Genomic DNA, 15,577 nt, shown 5'->3' with positions numbered 1-15,577 from the left:
CGGCCGGGCCGCCGGGTCGCCCCCGCCGCGGGCGGCCCGGCGGCGCCGCCCGGTACGCGGTTGCGGGCGGCACCGGCCCGGAGGACGCTGAAAAAGGAGGGCGCGACCGGGGTTTTCGGTGCGCGCAAATCGCGCAGCTCGCCGGCCGCACGCTGCCGAAAGGGTGACACCCCATGCGGATGCTGCTGACCGCGACCATGGACACCGAGGCCGCGAACCAAGCGGTCGACGACGGCACGATGTCCAAGATGATGCAGGAAATGGCGGAGACCCTGCGCCCGGAGTCCGCCTACTTCACCGCCACCGGGGGCGCCCGGTGCTGCTACATGGTCTTCGACATGCGGGACAGCGCCCAGATGCCCCCCATGCTCGAACCCTTCTTCCACGCCGGCGCCAAGGTCGATCTGCGGCCGGTGATGTCCATGGACGACCTGCAGACGGGCCTCGCGAGCCTCGGCCGCTGACCGAAAAACGCGCGAATTACGCCAGGCAGGTGGCGTTGGTCTGAATATCGGCGAACTCGACGTGCGGATCCGGCAAAACCGTGCTCGTTTCCCCATCATCGGATTAGTCAGCTCGATGGATAAGAAACGAGAGAGGCCATGGCTGCCGTCACTTCCCGCGTCAGCGCCTTCTGGGGCGCATTCCTGAACCTGCTCCTCGCGTGCATCGCCGGACTCGGCTTCACCGCCCCCGCCCGGCTCCGCGCCGCCGCCGCGACCGCGGCGTCCGCCACCGTTGCCCCCGCCGCCGTGACCCCCGCCGCCGCGCCGGCCGCCCGCACCAGGGCGCTCCCACCGCCGCACGCCGCCGTACCGGCGCAAGGCGCCGCCGCACCCGCGCGGACCGCGGCCGTACCGCAGCAGGCAGCGGCATCGGCGGCAGCGGCAGCCGTGCCGGAGCCGCGCTCGGCCCGGCCCACCGCCAGGCCCGCCGCCAGGTCCGCCGCCCGCGAGGAGAAGAAGCGGCGTCCGGCCGCGCCGCCGGCCCCCTCGTACGGCAGCGCCTTCGTGCCCTCGCCCCGGTCGTCGCGCCGTGACCGCTCGCTGCCGCCGACGATGAAGCAGCGCATCAGCGCGGAAGCGCACGGCGCCTCCCCCAGCGCCCGCAGCGTGGCCGTGCCGGCCGACGGCTGCGTCGGCGCCCTCGCCGTCCCGACCGCCGCGACCACCTCGGGCCGCGGCGAGGTCCGCATCCCCGCCGCGCGCCGCCGCGACCGCGCCCTGCTGTGCGGCTGAGCCGCCGCGCTCGCCGCATCCCCGCGGCACGCCGCTTCGCGTGACCCCGGTCCGCATCCGGCTCTGCTGAGCAGCCGTCCGCACCTTTGTGCGGGGCTCGCACGGCGGATACGGGAGGATGGGGTGTGTGACCCAAGCCATCGGTGCCCCGGGAGAGAAGTCCGCCGGTTCCCCCGAACCCTCGGACGCTCCTGAAGCGCACTCCCAGCCACACCAGCACGACGACGTCGCCACAGCCTCACCGCGGCTGATCGCCACCGACCTGGACGGAACGTTGCTGCGCAACGACCGGACCGTGTCGCCGCGTACGATCGCCGCGCTCGCCGCCGCGGAAGCGGCCGGTGTCGAGGTCTTCTTCGTCACCGGGCGGCCCGCCCGGTGGATGGGCGTCGTCGCCGAACACCTCGCAGGTCACGGGATAGCGATCCTGGCCAACGGGGCGGCGGTCTACGACCTGCGCGCCCACCGGCTGATCGAGGCCTTCCCGCTGCCCGAGGACAACGCACTCGCCGTCGTGCACGCGCTGCGTACCGCGCTGCCCGGCACCACCTTCGCGGTCGAGCGCGCCGAGATCTTCCGGCGCGAACCCGCGTACGCCGCCGTCGAGCCCGATGGTGCTCCGGCGGCCCCGGTCGAGGCGCTGCTCGCGCAGGACCGCGGCTTTCCGCTGCTCAAGCTGCTGGCCAAGCACCCCTCCATGGACCCGGACGCCTTCCTCGCGACCGCGCTGCGCGTCGCCGGCGGCTACGGCGAGATCACCCGGTCGAGCGATTACGCGCTGCTGGAGGTCAGCGGCGCGGGCGTGAGCAAGGCCAGCACGCTGGCCCGCTGCTGCGCCGAACGGGGGGTGAGCGCGGCGGAGGTCGTCGCTTTCGGCGACATGCCCAACGACCTGGCGATGCTCGGCTGGGCCGGTACGTCCTACGCGGTGGCCAACGCGCACCCCGCCGTCCTGGCCGCCACCACCCACCGCACGGCGGCGAACGAGGACGACGGCGTGGCGCGCGTCATCGAGCGGATCGTGGCGGCCCGCAGCAACTGATCCGCCCTGCCCGCCGTACCGCCGTATGCCGTGCCGCCCTACCGCCGTACGGGTGAGCGGCGTGGGCCGGCGGGCGTCACGGCCGGGGCGCGACGACGGAGAAGACCGCGCCCTGCGGGTCCTGCACCAGGGCCATCCGCCCGACCTTGTCCATGTCGAACGGCGGCACGAGCACGCTGCCGTCCTTGCGTACGAGCGCGTCGACGACGCTGTCGACGTCGTCGACGGCGAAGCTCACCACCCAGTGCGACGGCTCGTCGAGGTCCTCCAGGGCCTGGACCCCGCCGACCGTGCGGCCCTTGACCTGGATGCCGGTGAGCTCGGGCATGTCCGGCATCGGGCCCACCGTCACCCCGAGCACCGCCGAGTAGAAGCCGCCGGCCGCGGCCGGGTCGGGGGTGCGCAGCTGGTTCCAGACCAGGGCGCCGTGCTCGTTGACGATCTCCGCGCCCTTGAAGTCCTTCGGCTGCCACACGCCGAAGACCGCGCCGAACGGGTCGGCCGCGACGAACATCCGGCCCAGCGACATGACGTCGGTCGCCGGCATGATGACCGTACCGCCGTTGTTGACCACCGCGGACTCGGTCGCGTCGGCGTCGGTGACGGAGAAGTAGGTCGTCCAGGCGGTCGGCGGGGTCGGCTGGCCCTCGGTGACCATGGTCTTCATCAGGCCCGCGACCGGCTTGCCCTTCTGCCGGCAGACCGAGTAGCCGCCGTACTCCTCCGGCCCGATCTCGCCCTGCCAGCCGAACAGGTCACGGTAGAAGTCGAGCCCCGCCTGCTGGTCGGGCAGCATGATGTCGATCCAGCACGGCGTGCCGGGCTCGTAGGGGCCGGTGACTTCGGGCATCTGGCGCCTCCTTGGCTGCTCCGGGTGCCGTGCGCGGCCCCGGTGGACGTGCCGCCGCCCCGACCGGTCGGCCGGACGGCTGCCCCCTCCGCTGAACCACTCCCCTCCCACCCTCGGCGACGCCCGGCGCTCGCGCTACCGGAACGCCGCCACGTGCCGGGCGGCCCAGTCCGCGAACGTGCCGGCCGGGCGGCGGAGCAGCCGCGCGACGTCGGGGGACACCGCCTGCTCCTCGGGCCGCGGGTCGCCGAGGATGCCGAGGGTCGCGTCGGCGACCTGCTCCGGCATGAAGGCCACCATCCGCTCCCTGGCCTCGGCCCGGCTCAGCTCCATGAAGGCCACGTCCTCGCCGAGCGCCGCCCCGATCGCCCGCACCTGCTCGCGCGGCGATATCGCGGCGGGCCCGGTCAGTACGTACGTCCGCCCGGCGTGGCCGTCCCCGCGCAGCACCGCGACGGCCGCGGCGGCGATGTCCGCGGGGTCGACGACGGGCATGGCGACGTCGCCGAAGGGCGCGAAGGCGGTGCGCCGGGTGCGTACGGGCTCGGCCCAGGCGAAGGCGTTGGAGGCGAACCCGCCCGGGCGCAGCACCGTCCACTCCAGGCCCGAGCCGCGCACCGCCGCCTCGAAGCCGGCCGGGTGCGGATACGCGGCGGGGCGGGTGCCGGCGCCCTGCGACGACAGCAGCACCACCCGGCGCACGCCGGCGGACTTCGCGACGTCCAGCACGGCGTGCGGGGCGTCCCCCGCGACGAGCAGGAAGAGCGCGTCGGCCCCTTCGAAGGCCCCCCGCAGCCCGTCGGGCTCGGCGAGGTCCCCGCGCACATGACGCACGAGCGCCTGCCCGCCTGCGACGGCCTGCGCGTTGCGGGAGACGCCGACCACCTCCTCGCCGGCCGCGACCAGCCCTTCCACCACCTGGCGGCCGACGTTTCCGGTGGCTCCGGTCACCACGATCATGCTTACTCCCGGGTCGTTCGTTCGCTGACCCGGCGAAGCTAGCATCGGCTGGATAGTAGGTACCTAGGGGAAAGTATTGGGGGCCCGCGGCGGTGAGGTGCGCACGCCGGGCGCGGGGGCGGCCGGCCGCGCCCGCCCGTCACCCGCCGAGCTGCGCCAGCCCCTCCGTGGCGATGCGCTCGTAGACGCCCAGGTCGGCGGCGAAGTCGGAGTCCGGGATGGGGCGGTGGAGCACGATCTCGGTGATGCCCAGCTCCGCGTGCCGGCCGGCGAAGTCGACGAAGGCGTCCACCGATTCCAGCGGCGTGTTCCGGTCGGGCGTGAAGCCGGTGAGGAGGATCCGCTCCAGCTCGCCGGGATCGCGCCCGGCGGCCTCGCACGCCGCGCCGAGCCGCTCGACCTGCCCGCGGATCGCGGCGCGCGACTGCTCGGGCGTGCCCTCGGCGTAGAGCGAGTCGTCCCCGGTGGTCACCCACGCCTGCCCGTACCGCGCGGCGAGCGCGAGCCCGCGCGGCCCGGTCGCCGCGATCGCGAACGGCAGCCGGGGCCGCTGCACGCACCCGGGGATGTTCCGCGCCTCCTCGGCGGCGTAGTAGGTGCCCCGCTCGGTGACCGAGCCCTGCGTGAGCAGCCGGTCCAGCAGCCCCACGAACTCCCCGAACCGCGAGGCCCGCTCCCGCGGCGTCCACGCCTCCTGCCCCAGCACCGTCGCGTCGAACCCCGTCCCCCCGGCCCCGACCCCCATCACGACCCGCCCCCCGGAGACGTCGTCCAACGTCATGAGGTCCTTCGCGAGCGTGACCGGATGCCTGAAGTTCGGCGACGTCACGAGCGTCCCCAGCCTGATCCGCTCGGTGACGGCGGCAGCGGCGGTCAACGTCGGCACCGCCCCGAACCACGGCCCGTCCCGGAAAGTCCGCCACGACAGATGGTCGTACGTATAGGCCGCGTGGAATCCCAGCTCCTCCGCCCGCCGCCACACCTCCCGCCCATGCTCGTGCCAGCGGTAGATCGGCAGGATCACGGTGCTCAGTCGCATAGGGACGACCATACGGCCCAGCGCCTGGACGTCCCTCGCACCCGGGAGCCGAGGAGTAGACCAGTGCGTGCATACTGCAGTATGCTCGCCCCTATGGCTGACACGACCCGGATCACGGTCACGCTGCCGACCGAGCAGGTGGCGGAGCTGAAGAAACTCACGGACAACGTCTCCGGCTACGTGGCCGAGGCGGTCGCCCGTCAGATCAGACACCAACTGCTCGGGGCCGACCTGCGGAGCTACGAGGACGAGCACGGCTCCTTCAGCGAAGAGGAGCTGGCCGAGGCCCGGGCGCGTATCGCGGGGGCGACGGAAACCACGGGCGGCGCGAGCGCCGCGTGAGGCAGCACATCGAATCCGTGGTCCTGGACAGCGAGGGCCTGTCCGCCTGGGTCGCCCAGGACCGGAAGGTCCTCGGCCTGCTGAAGGTGTTCCACGAGATGGGCGCGGACTTGATCATCAGCGCGAACACCATCGTGGAGGTCAGCCATTCGCGCGTGAACATGCCGCGACTCCAGTGGACGCTGTCCCGGGTCAAGGTGGAGCCGGTCACCGAGCAAACCGCCAAGGACGCGGCGCGGCTGCTCAAGACGGCCGGCCTGCACGGTCACAAGTACGCCATCGACGCGACCGTCGCGGAGGTGGCGCTGCGGCAGCCCGGTCCCGTGGTCCTCCTGACGTCGGACATCGACGACATGGCCCGCCTGTGCGACAAGCGGATCGGGCTCATCGGCCTCTGAGTGGCAGAAGCGTCCGCCGCGGCCTGCAATCGGCACGGCAACCCACCTTCAGGGCCGACTATATGAAATTACGTCAGCTCTATCCGTCGTCCCGTTCGGTTCCTTAAACTGCGGCTGCTCACCGGTCGGATGGCCGGGGGAGCCGATCAAAGGCGGCGTGCGGCCTGATGTGCCGGCGTCGCAGGAGGGAGGTTCGACCATGGTCAAGCACTACCTCAAGTACGCCCTGAGCACGTTGACCGCCGCCATGTTCGTCCACGTTTCCTGACCAGGTGCGGTCCCGGCCTGGGCCGGGGGAGCATCTTCGGCCCAGGCTCCAGGAGGCCTCGTGTTCGGCACAGCCGTGAGCCAGCTCCGCTACGGTGCCGCGATCCTGCTCAACCGCAGGATCAGGCCGCAGGACCTCGAACGGATCGCGCGCGACATGGTCGCCACCCTCGCCGAGTTCGGCGAGCCGGGCGCCGACTCGTCCCTGCTCCCCGGCCAGGCCGGACAGGTCGATCCCGAGGTGCGGCGCACCATCACCCGCAGGAGCCTACGGGCCACCGCACGGGCCGCCGCCCGGCACACCGCCTACTACCGGCGGGTCTTCCGCGGCCTGGACATCGACCCCGCCGGACTCGACGTCGACACCTGGGCGCAGGTGCCCATCACTGAGAAGAAGGCCCTGCGCGGCATGCCCGCGGCTTTCGTCTCGGCAGCCGCCTCGCCCGCCCTCATGGCGCTGACCACCGGGACCAGCGGCACGCCCACCACGGTCTGGTTCTCGCGTGCCGAGTTGGAGATGACGATCGCCCTGAGCACCATCTCCGCGGCCCTGACCCTGGGCCTGCGCCCGCGGCACACCGTGGCCTACGCGGGCTGCTCGCGGGCCACTCTCCCGCTCCTGAACACCGAGGAGTCGATCACGCGGGTCGGCGCCTCGTTCGTCCAGTTCGGGACGATCGACGCCTCGCTCGCGCTGGACCGGCTGGCCGCCCCGCTGGGACTGCCCGGCAAGGCGCCGCAGATCACCCATGTCAGCTCGTCCGCGTCCTACCTCTCGGCACTGGTCGAGGCGGCCGAGCAGGGCGGATGGCGACCCGCCGACTTCGGTCTTGAGAGCATCGCCGTGGGCGGCGAGGTGCTGTCGGACCCGCTGCGCCGGCGGGCCGAGGCCGTGCTCGGCGCCCCGGTGACCACCTCCTACCTGATGACGGAGACGCTGCCGTCCGGCGGCACCCCCTGCTCGCAGGGGCATCTGCACCACACCACCGAGTTCGGGCACCTGGAGGTGCTCGACCCCCAGACCTGGGAGCCGACGCAGCCGGGAGACGTCGGCACCATGGTGCACACCCCCTACGTGCCGTATCGGGAGTGCACCCTCCTGCTGCGGTACGCCACGGGCGACCTGGTCCGGCTGCCGTCCGAGGATCCGACCTGCGAGTGGGCGCACCTGCCGGCCACCTCCCCCGTCCTGGGCCGCTGGTCGGGCCCGCTCAGCGCCATCGTGCCGACCGCGAGCGTCCTCGATCTGATCGAGGCGGAGCCGGAGGTGCCGCTGCCCGCGCGGTACACGCTGACCGAGGAACCGGACGGAACGGTCCTGCTGCACGTCCTGGTCCGCTCCTTGCCCGCGCCCGGTCTGCAGGGTGCCCTGGAACAGCGGGCCGCGGAAGCGGGACTGCCCCTGGCGGGCATCGTCCTGCACGACGACCGTTCGCTCATGCCGCCGACCGGGCCGCTGCGCGCGGACCTCCACGAACGGAGTTTCGAGTCCGTCCGCGTGCCCGCCGCCGCACGGGCGGGCAGCGGCGCATGAGCGGAATCGCGCTGGTCGCGCTGAGTTGCTGCGTGGCGCTGCTCGTGGCCGGAGCCGGGGTGTACCTGGCCCGGGTGCGTATGCCCAGGCCACCGGTGGGCGTCTACGTACCCGCCGACATCGCGGTGCTGTGCGTGGGCGTCGTGCTGGCTCCGCTGATCTACGCCCACCTGCCGGGCGCCGCCGACTCCGCCCTTTTCGGCCTGGTGCTCTGCCTGGCCGTGCAGTTCACCCTGGCGCCCGTCCTCCCGAACCTGTGGGCGTGGTGCCTGGCCCTCGCGGCGACGGGCGTCACCGTCGCCTTCACCCTCAGCGGCAGCGATGCCGGCGTACGTGCCTGCACCGATGTACTGCTCGCCGTCGCTGTGGTGGGCGTGACCAATCTCTGGGTGCAGAGCGGTATGCGTTCGGCCCATGTGGCTGCGCTCGCCGGGGTGCTGACCTGCTACGACCTGGTGGCGACCACGCTGACGCAGGTCACCGAGCACTTCGTCACCCAGGTGCGGGGGCGACCGTTCGCCCCGCTTCTCGCGCTGACCGGCGGCCACGCACCGGTGGCGGTCGGCCTCGGGGACCTGCTGCTGCTCGTCCTGTTCCCCCTCGTGGCTGCGAAGGCGTACGGGCGGACGGCCGCGATCCTGGCGGGCGTGGTCGCCGTGGTGGTGACCAGCGCGATCAGCGCGCTGTTCGCCGCCGGTGCGCTGTCGTCCGGTTTCCCGCTGCTGACCGCTCTCGGCCCGCTGATCGTGGCGCAGCACATCGTGTGGTCGCGGCGCACGGGTGGCGAGCGGACCGTCGTCGCCTGGCGCGACGGCGCCGCTCCACCGGCCTCCCGCCGCGAATCCCCGGAGCCGGAGAGCCAGGCCGGGGCGGCGCTGGCCCTCGCCGTTCCCGAAGGGCTGCCGGCGGGCACCTGGCTCGCGGTGCGCGACGGCCGCGTCGTCGGCACCGGCGACTCCCCGGGCCTCGCCCGCCGGAACGCCGGTACGCGGACCACGGCCGTTCCGTACGTGGTCCGCCAGGTGTGAGGCCCGCTGGGCCGTGTGTCCGTCCCGCGCGAGCTTCCCCCTGCGGCACCTGGACCCCCGCCTGATCCGCTCCGTGCCGGCGACGGCAGCGGTCACCGTCGGCACCGCCCTGAACCAGGGCCCGTCCCGGAAGCGTCTCGCTGCGCGCCGAGACCCTGGAGGCGATTCGCTCGCGCGCCGGCAGGCAGGGCGTTTCGTCGTACATCGAGTAAGCCGTGCGGCGTCAGCTCCAGCGTGAGGCCGTCGACGACCACATCGCGGAGTACGCGGCTGAGCACGGGCCCATCGACCAGGCCGAGGTGGCGGCCCGGGCTGAAAGAATCCGCGCACACCATGCCGCGCACCGGGGTGACGCCTCCCCGGCGGGCGCTGCGTGAGCGGCACTCTTGTGCTGGACAGCGAGGCCCTGTCCAAGTTGTCGAGGCGGCACCGCGACACGTGCACGGACCGTACATCGAACGACCGTCCGGTCGCAGCTCACATGCGCCGGCGCGGGCCAACCAGCCTGCGCGAAACAGTCCGGATCCACGGTGTCCGGGACGCCCAGGTGTCAGCCTCAAGGCTCGACATGCAAACCGCGTGGAACGGGTACGGGACGGACCGCGTGTTCCTGGGCTATCGCTGCCGTGCGGCATTCGCCATCGAGTGCCGCGACCTCGATGCCCTTGAGCCGTTTCTGGTCGCCGCGGTCGAGGCGGGGGCGAACCAGGTGGAGGGTGTCGACTTCGACGTCCGCAGCAAACCGGAACTGCGGTCGCAGGCCCGGGAGAAGGCCGTTCGCGTCGCAAGGGCGAAGGCCGAGCTCTACGCCGCGGCAGCCGGGGTCGGGCTGGGCCAGGTCGTCCACGTCGAGGATGTCGATCCCGAGAGCGTCGGGGCGGGCCGCTACCGCAGCCACAGCGACGCCGGCAGCGTCACCGAGGCGGACCTTGCTCCTGGTTCCGTGGTGGTCTCGGCCGCCGTGGTGCTGGGGTTCGCGATCGCGGCCTCGTAGGGCCTTGCCCGCCCTGCGGGGCCGCGGATGGCCGAAGCCCCGTCCCGGAACTGGCCGGGCGGGGCTTCGGCGGGTGGGACGGGGGGCGGGTCAGAAGGCGGAGGGGGTGTAGAAGCCCTCGATGTCGGCGATGAGGTCGAGGGTTCCGGCGTGGTTGTAGAGGGTGATGTAGCCGGCCTGGCTGACCCGTACCAGCGTCAGGTTCGGCACGGTCGCTCCCGGCGTCACGTTGAGGCTGGAGGCGACGGGCCGGTCCGAGCCGGGCATGTACGCCGTCACGTAGGTGTTGGCGCTCGCGCCGGTGCCGGTGAGGTTGACCAGCACGGCGGCGGCGCCGGCCGGCACCCCGCCCTGCCCGGTGACCTTGACCGTGAGCGTGCCGCCCGGACCGGCCTTCGCGGCCGGCGCGCCCGTCCCGTAGCGGGTGTCGAGCACCCGGTGGGGCGCGAGCGCGACGTACGAGGCGTCACCGGCGACGTCGGCGCCGAACACGCCCACCAGGTCCACCACCAGGTCGGTGCTGCCGGCGTGGTTGAAGAAGGTCACCCGGTGGTGGCTGTCCGGCCGGACGGCCACCAGGTTGGAGACGGTCTCACCGGCGCCGACGTTGAGGTCGGAGACGTCCGGCCGTGCGCTGCCGGTGGTGTACGTGCTGACGTACGTGTTGCCGGTCGCGCCGGTCGCCGTGACGTGCAGCAGCACGGCGGACTCGGCGCTGACGTTCTTCGACAGGTCGAGGGTGAGCGTCTTGCCCGGGCCCACCGTGGCCTTGGCCGCGCCGGAGCGGGTGTCGAGGACCCGGACCGGGGTGAGGACGTCGAGGTAGCCCGCGCCGGGCGTGGTGCCGTCGGTGGTGTAGTAGCCCTGGACGTCGGCGAGCAGGTCGGCCGAGCCCGCCGAGTCGACCAGGTTCACCGTTCCGTCCGGGCCGAGCGGGACGGTGACCAGGTTCTGGGTCGTCTGCCCGGCCTTGTAGTTGAGGTTGGAGGTGGCCGGAGCCGTGCCCGCCCCTCCGGGGTAGACGATGACGTTCCCGGCGTTCGTGGCAGCGGTCTCGGTGACGTTGAGGACCACGGCCGTGGTCCCGTCGCGGGGGACACCGCCCCTGCCGGTGACCTGCAGCGCCAGGACGTGCCCGGCGGACAGCGCGGCCTTGGGCGCGCCGGTACCGGACCGGGTGTCCAGGATCCGGGTCTTCGTGACCGGAACGAACTGCCCGCCGACGCTGACCTGCTTGCTGACCGTGGCCGTCCGGCCGCCGGCGTCGCTCAGCGTGCCGACGACGGTGTACGTACCGGGCTTGTCGTAGTCGTGCTGGAGGACGCCGGAGCCTGCGGTCGGCGCGGTTCCGTCACCGAAGTCGAGCGTCCCCGCCGTGACCGGCCAGGGGTCGGTGCGGCCGTCGAAGGTCGCCCGGACGTGCAGCGGCTCGCCCGTGATGCCGGACTCCACCCCGAGGTAGGGGGTCAACGGCCCGGGCGGGTTGACGGTGACCTGCGTCGTCGCGGAGCGGCTGACACCGGACGTCGTCGTGGCCGTCACCGTCACCGTGTACGTCCCGGTCGCCTGGTAGGCGTGCTGCGCGGTGGGGGTGGCGGCGGGCTGCGCGGCGCTGCCGTCACCGAAGTCGAAGCGGTAGGAGACGGTGTCGTTCCAGGGGTTGTTCACCTGCGCCGTGAAGGTGAACGCCGCCAGGGTGGGCGCGGCCCTGACGTCGCCGGCCAGGCTGACATTGAACGGGTCCTGGACCTCGTAGGCGCCCCGGTCGGCATAGCCGCCGTCGCCCGTGCCGCTGTTGCCGACCAACGGATCGTCGACCCGGGGGCGGCCCTGGAAGTCGGTGCTCAGCTCGCCGATCGCGCCGGCGTCCGCCGAGTCGATCGCCGGGGACTGATCGGCGGGGGGCAGCAGCCTGGTGCCGGGATCGGTGTTCAGCTCGTGCCCGCCCTGGCCCGTGCGGGCGAGCAGGCTCGCGGCGTCGGCGTACGGCGTGCCCGCCCAGGAGTACGGCTGCGCCGTCCCGCGCGGGTGGACGATGTTGTAGCCGAGGGTCGATCCGGCGGCCGACCCGGCGGAGACGGAGACTTCCGGCTGGTCCTGGTCGGTGCAGGCCGGTGCGGTCGCGCTGCCGGCTTTGAGCAGGTCGTCGCCGGCGACGATGTTGTTCTCGACGGCCGCGTGCGACGAGGACCCGTCGAGTACGAGCCCGCTCCCGCAGTTGAGGCTCACGGTGTTGCCGGTCACCGCGGTGTCCGGTGCGTCGGTGGCGACGATCCCGTGGCCGCCGTTGTCCTCGACGACGTTCGTGGTGACGATCGTTCCGGTCACGCCCGGGCCCACGGAGATGCCCGCCGCGGGGTGGAAGCGGACCAGGTTACGGGAGAGGGTGACGTCCGCCGAGGCGCCTTCGAGCGTGATGCCGCTGTCCGTCGGCGTGTACCCGCTCGTCGCCGTCGTCGTCGCGTCGAACATGTTGTTGTCGAGGGTGACCGCGCTGGAGTCGGTCAGTACCGCGCCCTGGCGGTATCCCCTGAAGGCCAGCCCTCGGACGACCACGTCGTGCACATGATCGGCCGTCAGCCCGGTCGCGGTGGTGCTCTCCACCACCGGGTAGGCACCGGTGACGGCGCGGCTGACGTTGCCTTCGAGGGTGATCGGCTGACCCGGCTCTCCCGACCGGTGCAGCACGATCGGGCCTTTGTAGCTGACGCCCGGGGCGACTTCGACGGTCTGCCCGGGCTGCGCCGCGTCCACGGCGGGCTGGATCGAGCAGAACGGGCGGGCCTGCGTGCCGCGGTTCTCGGCGGTGTCGGAGCAGGTGAGCAGCCGGTCGTTCACATACAGCGTGCCGGCGTCGGCCGACGCGTCGGTGGGCGGGGCCAGGCAGAAGGTGCCTGCGACCAGCGCCAGGGGTACGAGCGATATCGGAAGGCGCCTGGAGCGCACGTGGTCTTCCTCGGTTGTGTATGGGTGGTGCGGAGGTGCGGCGTAGTTCAGGCGATGTTAACGTCCGCCGCCGCGGGCGGCGGCTCCGGGTTCTCGGTGGTCAGGAGGTCGCGCATGGTCTGGGCGGCGTGGACGGAGGCGGTGGCGCAGCAGTTGTTGAACAGGACGTGGACCTGCGCCGCCTGGTGGGAGAGGGCGCGGATGCGCGGGGTCCACTCGGCGAGCTCCTGGCGGGTGTAGGTGTGGCGGAAGCGGTCCTTCTTGCTGCCGGTGCCCCAGTGCGCGCTGCGGCCGTGGAAGCGGACGACCGCGAGGCGCGGGGACGTGACCCGTACGGTCGGGGGGATGGACGCGGGGAGGTCCTGCGCCATGTCGACGGCGACGGCGGTGGCGTCAAGGTCCGTCAGCAGGGCGGCCGTCGTGGCGGCGTGGTCCGGGCGCCACCAGCCCGGGTGCCGGAACTCCACGGCCACCGGCCAGCCGACGGCCCGCTCACGGCTTCGGCGCAGGAACGCCTCGGCGGGCCTGCCCGGCGCGAGCCGCCGCGGGAACTGGAAAAGCACCGCGCCGAGGCGGCCGGCCTCGCGCAGCGGTGCGAGCGCGCCGCTGAACCGCGCCCACACCTCGTCGAGCAGGCCGGGATCGGTGCCGCCGTCCGGGCTCCGGCCGGCGAGGGCCGGGCGCAGGTCGGGCGGCAGCGCGGCCGGCCGCGTCGGATGGCCGGTCAGCAGCGAGAACGCCTTGACGTCAAAGCGGAAGCCGTCCGGCGTGCGGTCCCGCCACAGCTCGCTGTTGCGGGCGCTGGGCAACCCGTAGTAGGTGGAGTCCACTTCGGCGACCGGGAACCGCGTGGCGTAATACCGCAGCCTGCCCTCGGCATCCCGCCTCCCCGCCGGATACCACCCGCTGGACACCAGCGCCTTGTCCGTCCACGAGCACGTCCCGACCCGTATCTCTCCCATCCCGCCCGCTTTCCCCGCCCGGGACGCCCGACGCCGGCCGCGGATCGGCGGCCCCGCGCTCAGTCCGGCTGCCGGTCCGGCGGACGGGCGAGGGCGTCCATGCGGCGGGCGGCTATCTCGCGGTCGGTGGCCGCGGCCACGAAAGCGGCGACGTGGGCCGGGCCGACCAGGGCGCGGACGGCGGCGAGGGTGGTCGCCGGCAGGGGGAGGGGGACGGTGTCCGGGGCGGGCGGCTCGGCGGCGGGGCGCGGGGGGAGGACGGAGTCGCCGAGGTGGCGGCGGATGTGGGCGGTGGCGCGCAGCCGCATCGCCCGGGCCAGCTCCGCGTCGACGGTCTGCTGGGCGAGGGGGCGCAGCCGGCGGACGAGGGCGGCGGCCTCGGCGGCCTCCGTGTCGGTCGGCGGGTGGTGCAGGAAGCGCTGGAAGACGTACTCCGTGGTGAACTCCAGGAAGCGCTCCGAGATGTGCTCCACCTGGCCGCGCAGCTCCCGCAGATGGCCGGTGATCGCGCTCAACGGCACGCCCGCCGCGTGCAGTTCCACCGCGACGGCCAGCTCCTGCGGGCTCGGCACGGTGAACTCGTCGTCCCGGCCCGGCACCGGCTCCAGCACCCCCAGCCGCAGCGCCTCCTGCACCGCCGACGGGTCGTCGACCCCGCCGAACGCCGCCATGAGCTCGGGCAGCCCGATCCGCACCGGCTCCTCGTCCGACCACGGCCGGTCCACCTCGCCGACCAGGCCCAGCACACCGCCGAGCCCGGTGCCCGCGTCCCACGCGGCCAGCAGCTCCTTGATGCTGGCCAGCGTGTAGCCGCGCTCCAGCAGATCGGCGATCTGCCGCAGCCGCTCCAGATGCGTGTCGCCGTAGACGTTGGCCCGCCCGCGCCGCTCCGGCTTCGGCAGCAGCCCGCGGTCGGTGTACGCACGGATCGTGCGGACCGTCGTCCCGGTGAGCCGGGACAGGTCCTCGATCCGGTACGCACCCTGGCTTGCGTCGGTGTCGGTGCTCACCTGCCGGCCCTCACTCGCTCGTCGCTCTCACCCGCGCGCACGCCTCCGCCGCGCCGTCAGGAGGCCGCCGCCGCGCCGCCGGCGGCCCTGGCCGCGGGGGAGACGGCCAGATAGTCCGCCGCCTTGCGCAGCGAGCCCTCCTGCGACGGATGGTACGACCCGCGCAGATAGCGCGGCATCGCGGCGTTCAGCGACGCCCACGACGGCAGCAGCCCGCGGCGGGCCGCTGCCCGGTGGTCCCGGAAGCGGTACCGGCCCCCGGGCAGCGCCGGATCGTGCCGCAGCAGATAGCGCGCCCCGGCCGTCCACAGGTAGAACAGCGTCGGCCAGGCCAGCGCCATCCCCTCCACCCGCCGCAGGTAGCGCACCGCGCCCCGCCCGCCGGTGTGCTGGTACATGTCGAACGCGACCGCCCGGTGCTCGACCTCCTCCGCCCCGTGCCAGCGCAGCAGGTCCAGCATGACCTCGTCGGCCGCCGCGCCGTCCAGCGCGTCGGCGTCCAGGACCCAGTCGCCCAGCACCGCCGTGAAGTGCTCGATCGCCGCGATCAGCGACAGCCGGAAGCGCAGCCACTCGCGCCGCGGTATCGGTATCCCCCACGGCGGCCGTTCACCGAGCAGTACGTCGAACATCCACTCCACGTGCCGGGTGTACGCGGCCGTGTCGAGATCCTGCTCCGCCAGATGCTCCAGGACGTACGCGTGCTGCACACTGTGCGTGGCCTCCTGGCCCATGAAGCCCTTGACGTCCCTGAGCAGCTGCTCGTCGGTCACCAGCGGCAGCGCCTCCTTGAACACCTTGACGAACCACCGCTCGCCGGCCGGCAGCAGCAGATGCAGCACGTTGATGACATGCGTCGCAGTCGGCTCGCCCGGAATCCAGTGCAGCGGCGTCCGCTTCCAGTCGAACGCGACCCGCCGCGGTCTGATCGGCCGACCGGAGTGACCGGGCTGACCGGGCTGACCGG

The 15,577-nt window shown here is 73.2% G+C and carries 15 protein-coding genes; 8 read left to right on the top strand and 7 right to left on the bottom strand.

Going from position 1 to position 15,577, the window contains the following annotated elements:
- The first annotated feature begins 173 nt into the window (after positions 1 to 173).
- From HCN08_RS05930 to HCN08_RS05920, 3 genes are all read left to right on the top strand, one after another.
- On the top strand, positions 174 to 464 hold the full coding sequence (locus tag HCN08_RS05930; RefSeq protein ID WP_167981812.1) for a DUF3303 family protein: 291 nt from the start codon (positions 174 to 176) through the stop codon (positions 462 to 464).
- 138 nt (positions 465 to 602) lie between these two features.
- Positions 603 to 1,238, top strand: coding sequence for a DUF6344 domain-containing protein (locus HCN08_RS34715; protein WP_206318504.1), 636 nt, complete (start codon positions 603 to 605; stop codon positions 1,236 to 1,238).
- 118 nt (positions 1,239 to 1,356) lie between these two features.
- Positions 1,357 to 2,280 carry an HAD-IIB family hydrolase gene (locus tag HCN08_RS05920; RefSeq protein WP_167981811.1) on the top strand — a complete coding sequence of 308 codons (924 nt, stop codon included), beginning with the start codon at positions 1,357 to 1,359 and terminating at the stop codon, positions 2,278 to 2,280.
- A 76-nt stretch (positions 2,281 to 2,356) separates the two neighbouring features.
- On the opposite strand, the gene HCN08_RS05915 is transcribed toward HCN08_RS05920, so the two are convergent.
- From HCN08_RS05915 to HCN08_RS05905, 3 genes are all read right to left on the bottom strand, one after another.
- Entirely contained in the window at positions 2,357 to 3,130 is a 774-nt protein-coding gene (locus tag HCN08_RS05915; protein WP_167981810.1) for a VOC family protein, read from the bottom strand.
- Positions 3,131 to 3,265: 135 nt separating this feature from the next.
- Positions 3,266 to 4,090 (bottom strand): SDR family oxidoreductase, encoded by an 825-nt coding sequence (locus HCN08_RS05910; protein ID WP_167981809.1) that lies wholly within the window; start codon positions 4,088 to 4,090, stop codon positions 3,266 to 3,268.
- A gap of 139 nt (positions 4,091 to 4,229) precedes the next feature.
- Positions 4,230 to 5,129 carry an LLM class flavin-dependent oxidoreductase gene (locus HCN08_RS05905; protein WP_167981808.1) on the bottom strand — a complete coding sequence of 300 codons (900 nt, stop codon included), beginning with the start codon at positions 5,127 to 5,129 and terminating at the stop codon, positions 4,230 to 4,232.
- A gap of 93 nt (positions 5,130 to 5,222) precedes the next feature.
- Here HCN08_RS05905 and HCN08_RS05900 point away from each other — a divergent pair, with 93 nt between their 5' ends.
- The 5 genes from HCN08_RS05900 (at position 5,223) to HCN08_RS05880 (ending at position 9,692) form a co-directional block, all read left to right on the top strand.
- Entirely contained in the window at positions 5,223 to 5,471 is a 249-nt protein-coding gene (locus tag HCN08_RS05900) for a type II toxin-antitoxin system CcdA family antitoxin (RefSeq protein WP_167981807.1), read from the top strand.
- Positions 5,468 to 5,869 carry a PIN domain-containing protein gene (locus tag HCN08_RS05895; RefSeq protein ID WP_167981806.1) on the top strand — a complete coding sequence of 134 codons (402 nt, stop codon included), beginning with the start codon at positions 5,468 to 5,470 and terminating at the stop codon, positions 5,867 to 5,869. The genes HCN08_RS05900 and HCN08_RS05895 overlap by 4 nt, the downstream gene beginning before the upstream one ends.
- A gap of 328 nt (positions 5,870 to 6,197) precedes the next feature.
- Positions 6,198 to 7,670, top strand: a complete 1,473-nt coding sequence (locus HCN08_RS05890) for a phenylacetate--CoA ligase family protein (protein ID WP_167981805.1) — start codon at positions 6,198 to 6,200, stop codon at positions 7,668 to 7,670.
- Positions 7,667 to 8,698: a hypothetical protein gene (locus tag HCN08_RS05885; protein ID WP_167981804.1), complete on the top strand. Its 1,032-nt coding sequence runs from the start codon at positions 7,667 to 7,669 to the stop codon at positions 8,696 to 8,698. The genes HCN08_RS05890 and HCN08_RS05885 overlap by 4 nt, the downstream gene beginning before the upstream one ends.
- 481 nt (positions 8,699 to 9,179) lie before the next feature.
- On the top strand, positions 9,180 to 9,692 hold the full coding sequence (locus HCN08_RS05880) for an SIMPL domain-containing protein (RefSeq protein WP_240969839.1): 513 nt from the start codon (positions 9,180 to 9,182) through the stop codon (positions 9,690 to 9,692).
- 90 nt (positions 9,693 to 9,782) lie between these two features.
- Here HCN08_RS05880 and HCN08_RS05875 read toward each other — a convergent pair whose 3' ends face one another.
- Genes HCN08_RS05875 through HCN08_RS05860 form a run of 4 tightly spaced genes read right to left on the bottom strand, consistent with a single transcriptional unit; the run spans position 9,783 to position 15,539 of the window.
- Entirely contained in the window at positions 9,783 to 12,638 is a 2,856-nt protein-coding gene (locus HCN08_RS05875; protein ID WP_167981802.1) for a PKD domain-containing protein, read from the bottom strand.
- Between the two features lie 47 nt (positions 12,639 to 12,685).
- A complete protein-coding gene (locus HCN08_RS05870; RefSeq protein WP_167981801.1) occupies positions 12,686 to 13,600 on the bottom strand; it encodes a DUF72 domain-containing protein in 915 nt (304 codons plus the stop codon).
- Between the two features lie 59 nt (positions 13,601 to 13,659).
- Positions 13,660 to 14,610 (bottom strand): MerR family transcriptional regulator, encoded by a 951-nt coding sequence (locus tag HCN08_RS05865; protein ID WP_167981800.1) that lies wholly within the window; start codon positions 14,608 to 14,610, stop codon positions 13,660 to 13,662.
- 56 nt (positions 14,611 to 14,666) lie between these two features.
- The gene (locus HCN08_RS05860) at positions 14,667 to 15,539 is read right to left on the bottom strand and encodes a metal-dependent hydrolase (RefSeq protein WP_167982042.1); all 873 of its coding nucleotides are present in this window, start codon (positions 15,537 to 15,539) and stop codon (positions 14,667 to 14,669) included.
- Positions 15,540 to 15,577: the final 38 nt, after the last annotated feature.

The organism is Actinacidiphila epipremni, from assembly GCF_012034175.1.
GTDB classification, from domain to species: Bacteria; Actinomycetota; Actinomycetes; order Streptomycetales; family Streptomycetaceae; genus Actinacidiphila; species Actinacidiphila epipremni.
This window is presented reverse-complemented; position numbering and strand designations above follow the sequence as displayed.

What these genes read in the sequence shown, in the direction of transcription:
- HCN08_RS05930 (WP_167981812.1), top strand. Translation starts at nt 174, where the DNA reads ATGCGGATGCTGCTGACCGCGACCATGGACACCGAGGCCGCGAACCAA.
- HCN08_RS34715 (WP_206318504.1), top strand. Translation starts at nt 603, where the DNA reads ATGGCTGCCGTCACTTCCCGCGTCAGCGCCTTCTGGGGCGCATTCCTG.
- HCN08_RS05920 (WP_167981811.1), top strand. Translation starts at nt 1,357, where the DNA reads ATGGGGTGTGTGACCCAAGCCATCGGTGCCCCGGGAGAGAAGTCCGCC.
- HCN08_RS05915 (WP_167981810.1), bottom strand. Translation starts at nt 3,130, where the DNA reads ATGCCCGAAGTCACCGGCCCCTACGAGCCCGGCACGCCGTGCTGGATC.
- HCN08_RS05910 (WP_167981809.1), bottom strand. Translation starts at nt 4,090, where the DNA reads ATGATCGTGGTGACCGGAGCCACCGGAAACGTCGGCCGCCAGGTGGTG.
- HCN08_RS05905 (WP_167981808.1), bottom strand. Translation starts at nt 5,129, where the DNA reads ATGCGACTGAGCACCGTGATCCTGCCGATCTACCGCTGGCACGAGCAT.
- HCN08_RS05900 (WP_167981807.1), top strand. Translation starts at nt 5,223, where the DNA reads ATGGCTGACACGACCCGGATCACGGTCACGCTGCCGACCGAGCAGGTG.
- HCN08_RS05885 (WP_167981804.1), top strand. Translation starts at nt 7,667, where the DNA reads ATGAGCGGAATCGCGCTGGTCGCGCTGAGTTGCTGCGTGGCGCTGCTC.
- HCN08_RS05880 (WP_240969839.1), top strand. Translation starts at nt 9,180, where the DNA reads ATGCGCCGGCGCGGGCCAACCAGCCTGCGCGAAACAGTCCGGATCCAC.
- HCN08_RS05870 (WP_167981801.1), bottom strand. Translation starts at nt 13,600, where the DNA reads ATGGGAGAGATACGGGTCGGGACGTGCTCGTGGACGGACAAGGCGCTG.